Origin of the sequence: Shewanella sp. SM68, from assembly GCF_025653925.1 — a bacterium.
GTDB classification, from domain to species: domain Bacteria; phylum Pseudomonadota; class Gammaproteobacteria; order Enterobacterales; family Shewanellaceae; genus Shewanella; species Shewanella oncorhynchi.
Window position 1 is genome coordinate 198,118 of sequence record NZ_JAKKRU010000005.1, and the last position, 15,345, is coordinate 213,462.

The window sequence follows — 15,345 nt, forward strand, 5'->3', positions numbered from 1 at the left end:
GCTAAACGCGTTGGCTTAATGATCTTTGTTGTATTTAAGCGAGTGTTTAAGTGCGAGTGGATTTGCCTCATCAGCAACGGAGAGCTGGCATTATGAGTTTGTTACATTGCTTTCATAGGGCTTTTTTATATTTGGCTTGCTCGGCTGGATTGATGTTTGCCTCTCCCGTCATGGCCTCTTTTTGGGATTCTTTATTTCGTAGTGAGTTGCCCGTCGATCAAGTGACTGCACCTGTAGACAGTTCGCGTTTCGAGTTCGTTGGTGTATTACCTGCTAATACGCAATTAGAACTTGTCGGTTATTACGTCTCATCTGTTTGTACTCGAAAGGAAATCCGTTTTCCCAGTGGTGATATTGCTAATCCCTACCGCGCGACATTCGAAGAAACCTCAGTGCTGCGGCAAGTGATTAGCAGTGGTAGCAAAGCGAGTGAGTTTTCGCTGCCCTTAGCTTTGAATGGTGGCGGCGATTGTCTGTGGCGGCTTGAGGATTTAATGCTCGATGTGACAATACTGCCGAACCATCCGTTGTGGCAAAGGGCTAAAGCACTTAAACAACAATATCTTGCTAAGTTGCAGCGCACTTCTGTTGTGGATGCGGCACAAGTTGCTAGCCAAACTACGTTGCCGACTCAAGTGTCACCCCACGATGATTTTTATTTAAGTCATGAACTTAATATCGATCCTATTTATGCGGGTAGCGAGGCGGATAATTCGTTGCTTGCGACTACGCCTTTATCTTTAGCGCCAGTTTACTATCCAGTATTTATTCATTCTCCTAAGGAAGACAAACCCTTCGAGGCTAGGCTGAAAAGTAGTTTGCAGCAAATTTCTAGCCTATGGGCTAGTCCTTATACTCAAGCGGTTCGTCGCGGTGATGAGACTGTGATGCGGGTGAATTTTAATCCACAGATTGCCGAACAGTATGAGGTCAATGTTTGGTATCAGCCTGATACGGTTGAGGTGAATTATCCCGATGGTACTCAATATACTTATGCTAACGGTGATGTGAAATTGTATGCCTATGGTAAACCTGAATCACAAATCAATACCTTAGCTCAGAGTTCAAAGGCTGCTGATAAACGATTGTTAGCACGTATCTATGAGCTTGGGCACGCCTTACCCAAGGATAAAATTAAGGCACAGAAATATTACCGTGAAGCCGCTGAAGCTGGCGATATTGAGGCGCTGCATTGGCTGCGAGATCAAGCGGGTTACGCGGGGCGTGCCGATGAAAAGATCTATTGGCTGGAGCGCGCCGCAAGCTTTGGCGATAATGCGGCAAAGCTTGAGTTAATCCGTTTACCTTTATCGGTTATTGAGCGTGGCTTGGTTAATACAGGTGCGGATAAGGTTCGTGAAACGCAAGCATGGCAGCAGTTAAATCAGCTAGTTGACCAAGGGTTGCCTGAGGCAAGAAGTCTGATGGCGTTTTATCAAGTGTTATCTTGTTCGCCCTATTTTAATGCTACAACGGCATTGGAAAATTATCGCCAAAGCGTTAAAGCTCAACCTGATTTAGCGCGAGATGCCGCCGAAACCTATTACTACTTTAAAGAGGACTTTGAGCAGAGCGAGGAGTTTTGGATAATTGCCGCCGAGCGAGATCTTTACGCCGCCGCTGAACTTGCCAATATCCTGTTATTGGAACCCTATCGAGATACGGTTAACGCGAGATACTGGTTAGAAAAAGTGACAACCTTGGGTGCCAAACAAGGCTTGCAAGCGGATATTCTAGGCAATGCTTACTTCCAGTTCGCAACCCTGTTAGATAAAGGCGAGGGTGGACCGGCCGATGCAAAAGCAGCGTTAACGCTTTATCAGCAGAGCATTGAAATGGCAGAGCGGTTTTCAAACGACTATGCAGCAAGGGCCAAGGAGAGAGTGCAATTGCTCGAAGGGATGCGCTAATAACGTATTGCCGCTAAAGACTCTATGACGTCAGTGTCGCTTATTCAGCTTATCTTCAATAAAAATCCCTGCAGAAGCAGGGATTTTGCTATTTATTCAAATGCTTGATTTATGCGTAATGGCTAAAACTGCTTACTTAAGCGATGCAAGTCATCAAACTAGCGTAAATCAACCTGCAGTGCGACTCCCGCACTCTGGGGCTCACTTTGCACTGTGATGTAATACCACCCCACGTTTGGCGCATTGACTGTGATGCTTTCCCGCGTGTTGGCGGGTGTCACAGAGGCTGCATCGAAGTGTTGAGCATTCGCCCAAGTCGTCCCCGAAAACAGGCTAACATCACCACTGCCGTGGGCGGAGTTGATGCTTAGCTGATTCGTTCCCTCTGGTACCCAAAGGTAATAATCGTTGCGCCCATCTGCGGTGCAAATGGCTTTGCCAGCACTGAGCTCACCATAACTTAAAGGTGATTGCGTCGCGCAGGCGTTGGCAATGAGCACCGGATCGGGTGTGTTACTCGTGCCTGTGCTTAAGGTCAGTGTTACGCCGCTAAACTCAGTGGCAGTATCAATCGTGATATAACGCCAGCCACGATTGGCGCTGAAGCTAAGCGATTCTTGATTTCCTGCTTTAGCGCTCTTTGCATCGGCATTATCTGCGTCGGCCCACTGACTGGCATTGAAGTAAATATTGGCATCCCCAGAGCCGCCCTTAGTGGTGACAGTGAACTGGGTATTATCTTCCTCAACCCAGAAGTAGAAGCTGTTACGCCCGCCACTGATGCACTCATTTTTGCCTAGGGTGAGCTTACCGTAATTTAAGGTCGCTGCGCCGCAATTGGCTGGTGGCTCAGGATCCACGCCGCCATCCCCCAGATCGGGGTCGATATCAGCAAATAGCTCAGTGGTGCTGACTTGCATATCGACACCACCAAAGTCCCCCGATAAGGTAATGTAGTGCCAATACTCGTTAGGGTTTAACTGCACCTTAATGACTTGATAGTTACCGTTGCCGATCCCCGCGCCTTGGTTTTGTTCTGGGCTTGCCCAACCTTTAGAATTGAAATAAATGTCGGCATCACCCCAACCTCCGCCAATCTTGATCCAAAGATCTTGGGCCGAGCGATCGGTATTAGTGAAACTGAAACTGGCGCGGCCGAGTTTAGAATCAATACATTCCATCGGCACATCGATTTTCAGGCTGGCCGATTCAGTGTAACGGTAGGCTTCGTTCGTCACTTGGCAAGGCGAGTAATCCTTACTGATAGTGCCCGCAGGACCACTCCAATTACCTTCACGGCCACTGGGCTCAGCATCGACATCACTTGGGCCTTTATCGACAATGCCATCGTCAGCCGTGCTCAAGCCGCTGGCGAGCCAACCTTGCCACTCGTTGTCGTAACGTGTGCCAATACCATCCATAAAGGTTTGATATTCAGCGTATTGGTCGTTACGTAGGTAGGCGAGAATCTGTCTTATATCGTCCCTGTGATGCTCAAACATGAAACGCACCGCCAGATAACCCCAACGGTAGATGCGGTCTTGGCCAGATTCATAGTTGTTTTTGAATATGGTCGACAACATATACTCACCTGTTTCGCCCATGGCAATTGCCGCAGGGTTTGCGTCACGGTAAGAGATGTATTCCGCGAGGCCTTCAATCCACCAAATGGTATTGGCCGAAGTGCCACGACTAAAGTCACCAAACAGGTTATAGCGTCCATCGAGGTAGTGTACGTATTCGTGTTGCAGGTTCCAGACGTGGAAATCCGGCGTGCGCCATTCGGCTTCATAGGCGATGAAACGTGCCTGATTTTTGAGTCCGGCGGGTGAGCCTTCTAAATACATGCCGCCATTGTCGGTACTGATACCAAATATACTGTTGGCTAAGGATTTATACTCAGACGAACTGCCGAAGATCACTAGCTCTAAGTCATCGTTGTTATCCTGCCCCACGGGTTGCATGCCCGTTTCGAGTTTACTGTGGAAATAACTTTCTTGGCTGGTTAGCACATCACAGGCCCACTTGGCTTGATCTTGATAGAGATCTTGGGCGCGGATCTTGAGACTGTCGGAGCATTTCCAATTAAAAGGTAAAGCATCGGCTTCTAACTGCGCCTTAAAACCACAGATATTGTAATCGTTACAATGGCTGCGATCGTAATAGTCTGCCATTTCTGCCGCCGCGTACCAAAGCACTTTGCTCGGTTCGGTTTTGCTGGTGCTGCTGAGGATGTTTTTGACCAGCTGGGTCACTCGCGGGCGCATGGCATCAATGTAATACAGCCTAGATAACTCTTTAACTGAGTTGACCAAAAGGTACTCTGCATTGGTGCCTAACAAGTTGCGATGTTCGAGTTGGAAGTTATTCAGCGCATCTAAAATCCCTTGATCACGCGCGAACAGCGCCTGCATGTCATCATTCCATTGGGCGCGGAATAAGGTGGTAAACACTGAGTTTGCTGCGGCGTTCATGGCGAAACTGGCTTGCCAGTAAGCGTCGTAGTCCGTAAGCACTTTGATAGTGACATGATTAAACTCGGCGCCGAGCTCGGCTGAGTCAATCAGGATTAAGGCTTCTTTCAACACGCCAGCATTAGCATCGGAGACTGTCCAAATCGCAGCGTTCGCAAATAAAGCGTTGAGGGCTGATTTTAAGCTGGCCTTAGCGGCGCTGCTGTAAGCGGGCACATCATTTGGGCTGTAAAACTGCACATAGAGGGCGGCGCGGACAAAGTAAATATGGGACTCAAGATGCTGAACATCGACCCCAGTGTAGTCCTTGGCTTTAGCGGCAATGGCATTAGCCACACTGATCACATTGGCCTCGCTAAATAGCGCGGTCGCAGCACTGCCTTTGAGGCTATAGAGCTTACCGACGCATTCGGGTGTCGATTGGCTCAGTTCATTGACTAGTGCCTGACCTGATTTCCCAACAAAGTCACTGCAGTCGCTGACTTGCATCGCGGCGCTACGATTCTGCAACTTAAGTGGGGGTTGCTCCGAGACCTCTATCTGACGTTTCTGGCGTGAATGAATCTTAGGCTGCTCTGTCATCGTCGGATCATTGGGGGATGCCATCAATGGCGTCTCCCGCAGTAGCGGTCTATGTGATTCAATTAAGCTAATTGGTGCAGAGGGCGGTGGCGGGACGGGTTGAGCTGGTGAACTGTTTGGTGTGTTGTTGCCTAATGGGGGGCTTACATGAGTGTTATGGGCAAGAACGGGAGTTGCAATCGCTAAGCTAATTGCTGCGAAGAGTAGTGTGTTTTTCATTGTGTATCCGTAGTTATCTAGTCTGCAAAGCAGATCTTCCTTGGGCGTTATTTGATGCATTTAACACAGACTTGCATCAAACCTCATTGGATTATTTGCGTGATAACAATAGCGCGACAAACATCGCAGCCAGCAAATAATGCCTCAGAATAATGGCTGTAAGTTTTTAATATATCTAGTATTTGTCATAATATTTTTTTGATACATCTTTTCTGTTCAGCTTAGGTTCAGCTTTCAGTTCAAATGGTTAACGTCAGCCGCTTGATTTAGTGCGATGGAATATAGAATGGAATAACTGTGGCTATTTGGCTTGAAATTGCGCTAGCTTAGCCGCATTAAGGTTTAGCAAACGAACCGTTTAAGCATAGCAATCTGCTATTAGGTTGGTGCCATTCTCACAGGAGCTTTTATGTCAGCTTTACCAAGCGAGTACACCCATATTCATGTTGAGCAACCTGGGGCGCCCGAGGTGATGCGGCTATCGCGCTCACCTTTGCCTGTCCCTGCGGCGGGGCAAGTGTTGATCCGCGTGCATGCAGCAGGAGTGAATGGCCCCGATGTTAAACAAAGGGTGGGCGCGTATCCACCGCCACCGGGTGCATCACCGATTATTGGTCTTGAGGTTGCTGGGGATATTTGTGTCCTCGGTGACGGCGTGAGCCAATGGCAAGTTGGCGATAAGGTATGCGCCTTAGTGCCGGGCGGTGGTTATGGCGAGTATGTGCTCACCTATGCGGCCCATTGTTTGCCGATCCCGACGGGTTTTAGTTATGTGCAGGCAGCAGCGCTGCCAGAAACCTTCTTCACCGTATGGGGTAACCTGTTTATGCGTGCGGGACTCAAAGCGGGCGAGACGGTACTGATCCACGGTGGCTCAGGTGGCATTGGTAGTACGGCTATTCAGTTGGCCAGTGCGCTGGGTTCAAAAGTAATAGCTACGACGGGACAGGATGAGAAACGCGATTATTGCTTGAGCCTTGGCGCCGCTGAAGTCATCAACTATCGTACTCAAAACTTTGTTGAACCTGTGATGGCACTCACTCAAGATAAGGGCGTAAACGTGGTATTTGATATCGCGGGTGGTGATTTTATCAATCTTGACTTACAAGCCTTAGCGATGGACGGGCGTATGGTGTCGGTAGCTATGCAACGGGGGCCTAAGGCCGAGGTTGAGATTTTCCGCCTGATGGCAAAACGTATCATGTGGACAGGGTCGACCCTAAGACCGCAGAGCGTGGAGGCCAAAGCCGCCATTGCTGCTGAATTATTGGAGAAAGTTTGGCCGTTGTTAAACGCCCATAAAATTGTCCCCAATATTTTTGCAACCTTTCCATTAGCACAGGCTGCTAAAGCCCATGCTTTGATGGAGTCGGGTGAGCACAGAGGCAAAGTAATACTGACTGTCATTTGAGCTAGGCATACTTGGTTTTGCAGCGACATATTTGCTTTAAGTCGCTGCCATTCGAGTCAATCTAGAAGACATTCTGACATCATAGTGGCTTAGTCATTGTTCGGTAAATATGAGTTTGTAGCGCTGTAATTAAATCCTCATGGATAACCTTGATGGTTAACTTTACAGCAACCTAGAATTGTTAACGTTGATGACTCATCAAACACCATAGATATGATTGCTTTTTCTTGGGAATAAAACTTGCCGCGTCGATTTTTTAGACTAAAGTCGTTAATGATTAAACTTTTTGGGTACTTTGGCAGAAATTAATACGTAATTAGTGAAAATTTCATGGTATGAGGCATTGATTATCGGAAATATTCTGTAAAAATACCCAGTTGAAAACGTCAGAGACTTTCAGGCGCTATTCGTGGATCAAAGCAAGCGATGCTTCGCTTATTCAGGCTAAAAAACTCATGGTGTATGTGTTGATTTAAGGGTATTAGCATATATGTATAACACAGCAAAGAAACAGGTTTGGTATGGTGAGCTGAGAACATCGAAAGGCAACGCGATTGTCGTCCATGACAACCAGCTGCCCGATGCCTCCCCAGGACGTATCTACCTATACAATACCGATCGCGATGCGATCATTGAGTATGTGGAAGATATAGTCAAAGTGAACCTATACGACTTAGATGAGGCTGCGTTAAAAGCTGCTGAGGCTAAGTTTGGTGGTGCATGGAAGGCGGCAAGATCTCAATTTATGAGTAAACATCAAGCTCGCATTGACTTGAACAACGTGAAGGAAACTGCGCCTGTACGTAAGGCGAAGCCTGAAGTTGAACCAGAAGTCGAATCTGATGCCGTTGGCGTGGATTTTGACGATGATTGGGGCGATGATTTTGATGATTAACACAGTGTCGGCCTAAGGGCTAACACTGTGAGTGTAAGGAATAAAGTAGTGTTTATTTTATTCCTTATCGCTTTATTTATTCCCTTCTGCTAAACAGCACTTTCCCTCGTTTTCTCAATTTTTTATTGCGAATGGCTACGCATCGGCATCGAACTGATAACGGCTAATATGGTGATAAACCTTGCCTGGCACTAACCAAACATCATCACCAAAGCGCTCGCCTTGGTTCGGTGAGTCTGGCAGCATCTGCGGCTCTAAACACACAGCATGATGTTGATTTAATACCTGTTGATTGCGACCTACTGTGCCATTTAAAAAATTAGCACAGTACAGCTGCACACTCGGTTGATTAGTATAAACCGTCATAGCGCGACCACTGATGGGACTGCTTAAACAGCCAAAACGGGCGAGTGAGCCATCGGGGTTATTCATCATATAACAGTGATCATAACCGCGAGTGCTTGCGAGTTCAGCGGCATGCAGCTTATCACCTAAGCGTATTGGTTGACTTAAATCGAAAATCGACCCTGTCGTCTGGGCAATACTTGTGGGAACACTGACATCGTTCATGGTCAGATAGCGCTTGGCATCGATTTGCATCAGATGCTCATGATTGGTCTCTGAGCCATCGAGGTTGAAATAACTGTGCTGGGTGAGGCTTACGGGACAGGCTTTATCGACCGAGGCTAAGATTTCTACGTACAAATTATTGCCTGCGAGGCGGTAATCTAGCTGAACCGTGCAATTACCGGGGAAGCCCATGTCGCCATCTGAGCTCATTAAGGTCAAACGCACACCATCGGGGAGTTGACCTAGTTGCCAGTTTTTACGATTAAAACCCTCACGGCCGCCGTGCAAACAGTTAGTCGCTTGGTTTACATCTAATTGATAATCATGCCCTTGATAGTGCATTTTGCCGTTAGCGATGCGATTTGCAAAGCGGCCTGCAATGGCACCTAAATGAGCCGATTGAGTCAAGTAATCTTCGGCGCTATCACAACCTAAGACGATATTGGCACGTTCACCGTGTTTATCTGGGGTCCACAGAGCGCGGATAATACCGCCTAAGCTGATGACTTCTAATGCGAGTATGCCATTGTCGATCCGAACCCGTTCGATTTCACCGCCGCGGGGATCGGTCCAAGGATCCAAAACACTGAAACGTACCATTTAGCTTCCCTCTGTGTTGAATATGCTCACTGCTTATTGTGTTAAATTAGTATGTTAACCCTATTATTTGCCATCAACAGCATAAAGTTCAGTGATGAATTCGTATGTTATCGACGGCGTAGTCACTCTATTCGGTTGTCTTTGGTTTAAGTGCGGCTAAGTGCTTGTTCTAGCAAATTGCCTGTTCTGGCTAGTTATCGATGCGCCCTGCGCCAGCGCTGGCGGAACATAAATACACTGTGGCATCGATTGCGGTTTTGTCGAAAAACTCATGTTCAACGGCGGCCACGACAGCGTCGGTCAGTTCATGATCAACTAAAGCCACCACACACCCGTCGGTCATGCGGATACCACCACGTTCGCCGATCACTTGGCTAACAATTTCAACTAAAGTATCAAATTCGGGCAGTGTGACTTCAAAATCATCACGCAGTGAAGCATGGGATTCAGCCATTAAACGACTGAATTTTTGGATGTTATTTTGCTCTAGGGCGCGAGCAGCATTTTGAGTTCTTTGGTTCTCAGTGACTACGTGTTTCGCTCGGCGGTATAACACTTCATCTAAATCGGCCTTTGCGCTTTCTAGTTGGCGTAAATCGAGGTGACGCAGTGCATCTAAGCCAAAGTACTCTGCCGCTTGTGCACACTCAGTGCGACGTTGCTCATTGGTCGCGGCTAAGCGTTGTTTCTCGATATGGGCATCTATGATGATAAGGCTTAGGTTTTCTGGAATGGGAATGGCTTCGCTATCGAGATCTAAGCAGTCAATCAGGAGTGCATGGTCTTGTTCACCCATGGCGCTGCACATTTGATCCATGATGCCACAGGCCGACTCAACATACCTGTGCTCACCGCGCTGTGCGAGTTGCGCCACCGCCATTGGGGATAAATGCAGTTGGCTGGTATCACTAATGGCTGTACCGAAGGCGACAACGAGTGCGCCCGAAGATGAAAGACCTGCGGCAAGTGGCACATCGCCCACAATGGCTAAGTCTAAGCCCTTGGCTAATAAGCCAGTTTGCGCCATAGCCGCAGTAAAACCTTTGAGGTAATTCACCCAGCCATCTTGCGGGTCCATGTCGTTTTCTTGGCCGAAAACCCACTCTTTAATTTGTCCGGGAAACGCATCGGCGACGGCTCGAAACTTAGTATCGTCACGGCGTTTTACCGCAATCACTGTATGAAAATTAATGGCTGCCGGGAGTACAAAACCGTCGTTGTAATCCGTGTATTCACCGATCAGATTGACGCGCCCTGGGGCTTGATATAAATCATCGGCTTTAGTGCCAAAGGTTTGGACAAATAACTTAGTGGCGCGTTGCGCAGGGTTTGACATGCTGTAAAAAATTCCAAAAAAGCTGAGCTAATTTCGTTACCGTCATCGATTTATATCACGACTGAGTCAGTGATGTAACTGAGATTTTTTGCTGAAATGGCGATAGGCTGCAATGAGTAAATCGATACTGGGATGAGGAGGCAAAAAAGCGTATTGAGTGTTTTATCTAGTTAATTGATTTGTAAAGATTAGTCAGAATTTAGTTGGATGCCGCACAAACTAACAGAGGATGTTACTGCTCGTTTGTGCGACCTGTTATGGCGTGATTTTAATTTAATGCAGCATTAGCAGGCACTTAACTACCTGGCTCCACATTAAGTTTAGGATCAGGCACTTGTACTGTATCTTCCGCTTGAACTGTGTTTTTCTCCGAGTTTTGCAATAGCTCGTAAATCACATGATCCACAAAACCGGCACCTGCGGCTTCGTACAGGTTGTACACACTGTGTACACCCGATTCTCGAAGCGCCGCAGCATCGTCACTGTACTGCACAATTGCACTGATTTTGCCTTGATAATTCAGTTTTTTAAGTTGCTCAACTGCAAACATATTTCCCGCGTGGTGCGGCATGGCTAGCAGTACCAGTTCAAGATTAGGTGCTCTGTCGAGTTTCTCCCAAAAGTCGGTATCTGAGGCGTCACCTTGCACTACATTGCGACCCTTTGTTTTATGTAAGTCGACTAAGTCTTGCTTGTGTTCAATACCGAGAATTTCCCCATCAAATTGTTCCCTGAGTTCATCATAGGCACCGCTACCAATACGGCCCATGCCTAAGATTAAAAAGCGTGGATTGCCAATGGCGATGGGTCTGTCTTCTGGGTGTAACGGGCGTTTTTCGAGCTTGATTAAACGCTGCTGGAATCGCTGGTAGATATTACCGACGGTGGCGTTAAGTGGCGCGGCGAGTAAAAAACTAAAGCTCAATGCCACGGCGATGATTACTAGCCACTCGGGAGGTAACCAACCTTTATAGGTGGCTACTGCGGCGACGATTAAACCGAATTCACTGAAGTTACCTAGGTTAAATGAGCCCAACATAGAGGTACGTGAACGCAGTTTAAAGCGAGTCAGAATGTAAACAAATAGCAGGATTTTAAGTGGCACTAACAACACCAATAGCGCCGCGAGGACGATATCCGATACCGTAGGTAAGCCGTTGAGCCCTATGGTTAAGAAGAAGGCAACGAGAAAGAGTTCTTTAAAATAGAATAAGGATTTTGCCAGCTCGGAGGATTTTTTGTGGCCCGCCAACAAGATGCCGATAATCAGTGCGCCGAGATCGGGTTTTAAGCCAACAGATTCAAATAACCAAGCGCCAACCACGAGTGCCATAACTAGGCCGAAGAGCACTAAGAGTTCACCGTGGCCGACACGGTCGAACGCTTTATAGATGAGCGGTTTAGCCAGTGGCAGTAAGAGTAATGCAAAGGCCCATACCGAAGGTACATCGCCTTTAGAAATAGTTAAAAACAGTACGGCGAAGATATCCTGCATAATCAAGATACCAATAGCGACCCGGCCGTAGAGGGATTGCACGTCTCCTTTATCTTCTAACACTTTGACCGCAAATACGGTGCTGGAGAAGCTTAACGCGAAGGCAATTAACGTCAGTTGTTCTAGGTTCAGACTCGTGAGTTGGCTTAAGCCCAGTAAGCCGAAGAGTTTTAGAATCGGCACAAAAATCACGATCGAGAGCACTAAGTGCACACTCGAACCCGCCCACACTTCGGCCTTGAACAGGCTACGAATATCGAGTTTTAACCCTATGGCAAACAACAGTAAAGTGACGCCTAGGCTGGCGAGTTCTTGTAGTAATGGCAGGCTTTCTTTATCTATTCCTAAGATGAACAGTACAAAGCCTGCCACTAAGTAGCCGATGAGCGGAGGGAGTCCTATACGGCTGACGAGCATGCCGCAGATGAGTGTAATAATGAGGATGCCTGGTTCCATGATGCTCCAATCTAAAAAGTCTAAAATTGTAAGTGATTGTATAAGAAATCTATGACACTTGGATAAAAAAGCGGACTTTTAATGAAAAAAGTCCGCTTTTTATTGGTGTTGCGGTAAATACACTTGGCTGTTAAAACTCGAGTGAACTAAATCACTCTGGTGGTCTAAGCCTAAATCGTCACTATTTCACGAGATGATCTAAATGGGTTGCAAAATCTTTGGGGCCCATAAAACCAGTCACGCGTAAATCTTCCCTTTGCTCACCTTGTTCGTTAAACATCAACAGCGTAGGCAAACCAAGCACATTGTATTTTTCGAGTAAGGCCACATCGACCTTGTCACTCTTAGTCACATCCGCTTGTAGCAGTACGATTTTATTCATGCGGGCTAACACGTCGGCATCTTTAAAGGTGATGGCTTCGAACTCTTTACAGGCAACACACCAATCGGCGTACAGATCGAGCATCACTGGCTTACCTTGGGCGGTAGCGGCTGCAATTTCTTGCTCAAGATCTTCAATCGATTTAATGCGTTTAAAGCCATGGACTTCTTCGGTCGTCGCCGCAGTGCCTACGGAATTGTTATTAAAACCAAAGTGTCCCATCACAGCTTGGAATCCGTAGGAGAAGCTCGCCAGTAGCGCCAGCGTTAATAGGACTGAACGTACAGTTTGTTTCCAGTTAAATTCACTGAGTTTGTTCTGATGCATCAAGTAGCCGGTGAAGCTTACGCCCCACAGTGACCAAAGCACATCGGATACTACGCCTGTCCAAATACGGCCAAGCATCACGATAGATACAGCGATCAGCAGGAATCCGAATATAGTCTTGATGATGTCCATCCAAGCGCCGGCTCTCGGTAATAATTTACCGCCTGAGGTGCCGATAATCAGTAGTGGTAATCCCATACCCATGCTGAGTACATACAGGGCTAAGAAACCTTGGAGTAGGTCGCCGGTTTGCGCCACATAAACGAGTGCACCCGACAGCGGCGCGGTAGTACAAGGTGATGCGACAAGGCCAGAAATCACGCCCATTAAGAACACGCCAACTAAGTTGCCGCCTTTTTGATTATTCGAGACTGAGTTCATCTTCTCCTGCCAGCTCGATGGCAGTTTCAAATCGTATAGGCCAAACATAGATAAGCTGAGCACAAAGAACAAAATCGCGAGTACGACTAATACGGCAGGATGTTGTAATGCCGCTTGGTATTTTAGTCCCGCCGATGCGACCACTAACCCTAAGATAGAGTAAGTGATTGCCATGCCTTGGACGTAAGCCATGGACAAGGTAAAGGCTTTTGCGGTTGAGAGCTTTTGCCCTTGGCCGACAATAATACCCGACAAAATCGGATACATAGGAAATACGCAGGGCGTTAATGCCAGACCGACACCTAGACCAAAGAAGATCACTAAAGTCCAAATTAAGCTGTCGTTCGACAGCATTTGGCTCAGGGTATCTTGCTGAGTAATGGGTTGCGTATTGGCTTTATCGGCAGTGCTTGGCTCAGTGCTGGTTTGCTCTGTCGTCGTGGTTGATTCGGCACCTGCAATTAAGCCATCGTTGGCTGCAATCGCCTTTAAAACGACTTCATGCTTGGTCGGTGGATAACACAATTTACCTTCGGCACAACCCATAAAGGTCACTGTGAGCGTGGCATTTTCATCGGCCTGTTTTAAACCAACGGGAATATCGACATAGGTATAATAGACTTCTTGCTTACCAAAATACTCATCTTCATGGGGCTTTCCCTTTGGTAGAGCGACCGTGCCTAACTCGGCACCATTGACGCTAAATTTAAGCTTGTCGCGGTACATATAGTAACCGTCGGCAATCACCCAATTGAGTTTGACCTGATTACCTTCTTGCTTGGAATCGAAGGCAAATGCTTGATCGACAGGCATCAATTCAGGCTCACCCTTCATGAAGTCGAATTTGTTACCGAAAACCCCTTCACTATGAGCTAAGGGCGCAAGAAGCAATAAAGAAGTGAAAATAAGGCTGAGTAGTTTTTTCATGGCTGAGTGTTGTCTTTTATCCAATCTAAGTAGGCTGGTAGCCCGTGGGTCACAGGCACGGCAATAATTTCGGGTACTTGATAAGGGTGAAGCCTAAGCACAAGTTGTTCTAACTCTGTATATCGACTTTGTAAACATTTAATCTGTAAGCTAAATTCTTGCTCTTCACAGATTTTTCCTTCCCAAGCATAAATTGAACGTATCGGGGCGGAAATCTGGACACAAGCGGCAATACGCGACTCAATTAAAGCTCGGGCCAAGGTATTGGCTTGTACTTCATCGGGGCAGGTAGTGCTAACCACTAAATACTGATGCTGCATGGTGTTAGGTATCGTCTCTTAAGAATCTTAAAGTTCGCTTAAGCCAACTCCGTTAGGCTACTTTACGTGTTTTAATGGTCTCATACATTAGCGGGTTAACAAAAGGGTGAGCTAAATATCAGTGTTTTGCTCCCTTACTTGGTCCTAATGGTTATCCTGACTTGAATTAAGACCGGATAACCCCCATTTAGTTTACAGAGATAGTCAGATAAACCTGAGGTCGGTATGTTTTTCATTATTTTTTTACTCTTTGTGCTGATCCCAGTAATAGAGCTGTCGGTGCTGATCCGTGTGGGTGAAGTGCTTGGCACTTGGACTACCATAGGTTTAGTGCTGTTTACCGCCGTGCTCGGGGTCTCTCTGGTTCGCAGCCAAGGCTTAAACACCTTAATGCAAGTACAACAAAAACTCGCCCGCGGTGAAGCACCGGGGCAAGAAATCGTTGAAGGTATGATGTTAGCTATGGCGGGCATCTTGCTCGTGATCCCCGGTTTTGTGACCGATGCCATTGGCCTATTATTCTTGACGCCATTAACCCGTCGCCCCATTGCAGCCTTGTTGTTCAAACGCATGCAGTTACGGGTTGTTGCCGGTTTACAGGGCACAATGCACGGTGGCTTTCAAGCGGGCCAAGGTCCCTTTGGGCCTAAGCCACAGGACCCATTTGGCCAAGCGCCATTTGATGATAGTGTGAAAAAGGACGGTAATGTGTTTGAGGGAGACTTTGAACATAAAGTCGATCCAAGTGATATCAAACCCGCTAGCCATCAACTCTCTGATAAAGCGCAGGACAAAGACCCTAAGTCTTAGTATGAGTCTCGTATTGTCTTAGTCGCTTGTTGCGTTAGTTTGTTATTGGATTAACTCATTTGATTATCGTGTTTATTCGCTTGAGTTTTCTCCCTAATATCCTTTAGATACCAGTGGCCCACTGAATCAATCTGACCTGTGCCGCTGGTTCACCTCCCCCGTAATAGCCATTTCACTCTTAAAAAATTCCAATCCTAATAACCCGCTCACTCAGCATAAGAGTGAACATGATATTAGAGAAAAGCTTTTT

The 15,345-nt window shown here is 47.0% G+C and carries 10 protein-coding genes; 4 read left to right on the forward strand and 6 right to left on the reverse strand.

The window, feature by feature from the left end; translation table 11 throughout:
• Positions 1-92 precede the first annotated feature (92 nt).
• Positions 93-1,910 (forward strand): sel1 repeat family protein, encoded by a 1,818-nt coding sequence (locus L5M40_RS10625; RefSeq protein ID WP_173247002.1) that lies wholly within the window; start codon positions 93-95, stop codon positions 1,908-1,910.
• A 158-nt stretch (positions 1,911-2,068) separates the two neighbouring features.
• Here the strand turns inward: L5M40_RS10625 and L5M40_RS10630 are convergent, their stop codons facing one another.
• Positions 2,069-5,185 (reverse strand): M9 family metallopeptidase, encoded by a 3,117-nt coding sequence (locus L5M40_RS10630; RefSeq protein ID WP_263176407.1) that lies wholly within the window; start codon positions 5,183-5,185, stop codon positions 2,069-2,071.
• Between the two features lie 409 nt (positions 5,186-5,594).
• On the opposite strand from L5M40_RS10630, the gene L5M40_RS10635 reads away from it, so the two are divergent.
• On the forward strand, positions 5,595-6,596 hold the full coding sequence (locus L5M40_RS10635) for an NAD(P)H-quinone oxidoreductase (RefSeq protein ID WP_263146616.1): 1,002 nt from the start codon (positions 5,595-5,597) through the stop codon (positions 6,594-6,596).
• A 490-nt stretch (positions 6,597-7,086) separates the two neighbouring features.
• Positions 7,087-7,491, forward strand: coding sequence for a hypothetical protein (locus L5M40_RS10640; protein WP_105251357.1), 405 nt, complete (start codon positions 7,087-7,089; stop codon positions 7,489-7,491).
• 135 nt (positions 7,492-7,626) lie between these two features.
• Here L5M40_RS10640 and L5M40_RS10645 read toward each other — a convergent pair whose 3' ends face one another.
• The 5 genes from L5M40_RS10645 to cutA all read right to left on the reverse strand — a co-directional run bounded on the left by L5M40_RS10645 (position 7,627) and on the right by cutA (position 14,285).
• Entirely contained in the window at positions 7,627-8,661 is a 1,035-nt protein-coding gene (locus L5M40_RS10645) for an aldose epimerase family protein (RefSeq protein WP_113940013.1), read from the reverse strand.
• A 190-nt stretch (positions 8,662-8,851) separates the two neighbouring features.
• On the reverse strand, positions 8,852-9,997 hold the full coding sequence (galK, locus tag L5M40_RS10650; RefSeq protein ID WP_263176406.1) for a galactokinase: 1,146 nt from the start codon (positions 9,995-9,997) through the stop codon (positions 8,852-8,854).
• A gap of 295 nt (positions 9,998-10,292) precedes the next feature.
• Positions 10,293-11,948 carry a cation:proton antiporter family protein gene (locus L5M40_RS10655; protein ID WP_263176404.1) on the reverse strand — a complete coding sequence of 552 codons (1,656 nt, stop codon included), beginning with the start codon at positions 11,946-11,948 and terminating at the stop codon, positions 10,293-10,295.
• Between the two features lie 181 nt (positions 11,949-12,129).
• Positions 12,130-13,965, reverse strand: coding sequence for a protein-disulfide reductase DsbD (locus L5M40_RS10660; protein ID WP_263176403.1), 1,836 nt, complete (start codon positions 13,963-13,965; stop codon positions 12,130-12,132).
• Positions 13,962-14,285, reverse strand: a complete 324-nt coding sequence (gene cutA, locus L5M40_RS10665) for a divalent-cation tolerance protein CutA (RefSeq protein ID WP_113940010.1) — start codon at positions 14,283-14,285, stop codon at positions 13,962-13,964. Before cutA ends, L5M40_RS10660 begins: the two co-directional genes overlap by 4 nt.
• Positions 14,286-14,510: 225 nt before the next feature.
• Here cutA and L5M40_RS10670 point away from each other — a divergent pair, with 225 nt between their 5' ends.
• Entirely contained in the window at positions 14,511-15,095 is a 585-nt protein-coding gene (locus L5M40_RS10670; RefSeq protein ID WP_113940009.1) for an FxsA family protein, read from the forward strand.
• Positions 15,096-15,345 lie beyond the last annotated feature (250 nt).

What these genes read in the sequence shown, in the direction of transcription:
- galK (WP_263176406.1), bottom strand. Translation starts at nt 9,997, where the DNA reads ATGTCAAACCCTGCGCAACGCGCCACTAAGTTATTTGTCCAAACCTTT.
- L5M40_RS10625 (WP_173247002.1), top strand. Translation starts at nt 93, where the DNA reads ATGAGTTTGTTACATTGCTTTCATAGGGCTTTTTTATATTTGGCTTGC.
- L5M40_RS10655 (WP_263176404.1), bottom strand. Translation starts at nt 11,948, where the DNA reads ATGGAACCAGGCATCCTCATTATTACACTCATCTGCGGCATGCTCGTC.
- L5M40_RS10630 (WP_263176407.1), bottom strand. Translation starts at nt 5,185, where the DNA reads ATGAAAAACACACTACTCTTCGCAGCAATTAGCTTAGCGATTGCAACT.
- L5M40_RS10670 (WP_113940009.1), top strand. Translation starts at nt 14,511, where the DNA reads ATGTTTTTCATTATTTTTTTACTCTTTGTGCTGATCCCAGTAATAGAG.
- L5M40_RS10660 (WP_263176403.1), bottom strand. Translation starts at nt 13,965, where the DNA reads ATGAAAAAACTACTCAGCCTTATTTTCACTTCTTTATTGCTTCTTGCG.
- L5M40_RS10645 (WP_113940013.1), bottom strand. Translation starts at nt 8,661, where the DNA reads ATGGTACGTTTCAGTGTTTTGGATCCTTGGACCGATCCCCGCGGCGGT.
- L5M40_RS10640 (WP_105251357.1), top strand. Translation starts at nt 7,087, where the DNA reads ATGTATAACACAGCAAAGAAACAGGTTTGGTATGGTGAGCTGAGAACA.
- L5M40_RS10635 (WP_263146616.1), top strand. Translation starts at nt 5,595, where the DNA reads ATGTCAGCTTTACCAAGCGAGTACACCCATATTCATGTTGAGCAACCT.
- cutA (WP_113940010.1), bottom strand. Translation starts at nt 14,285, where the DNA reads ATGCAGCATCAGTATTTAGTGGTTAGCACTACCTGCCCCGATGAAGTA.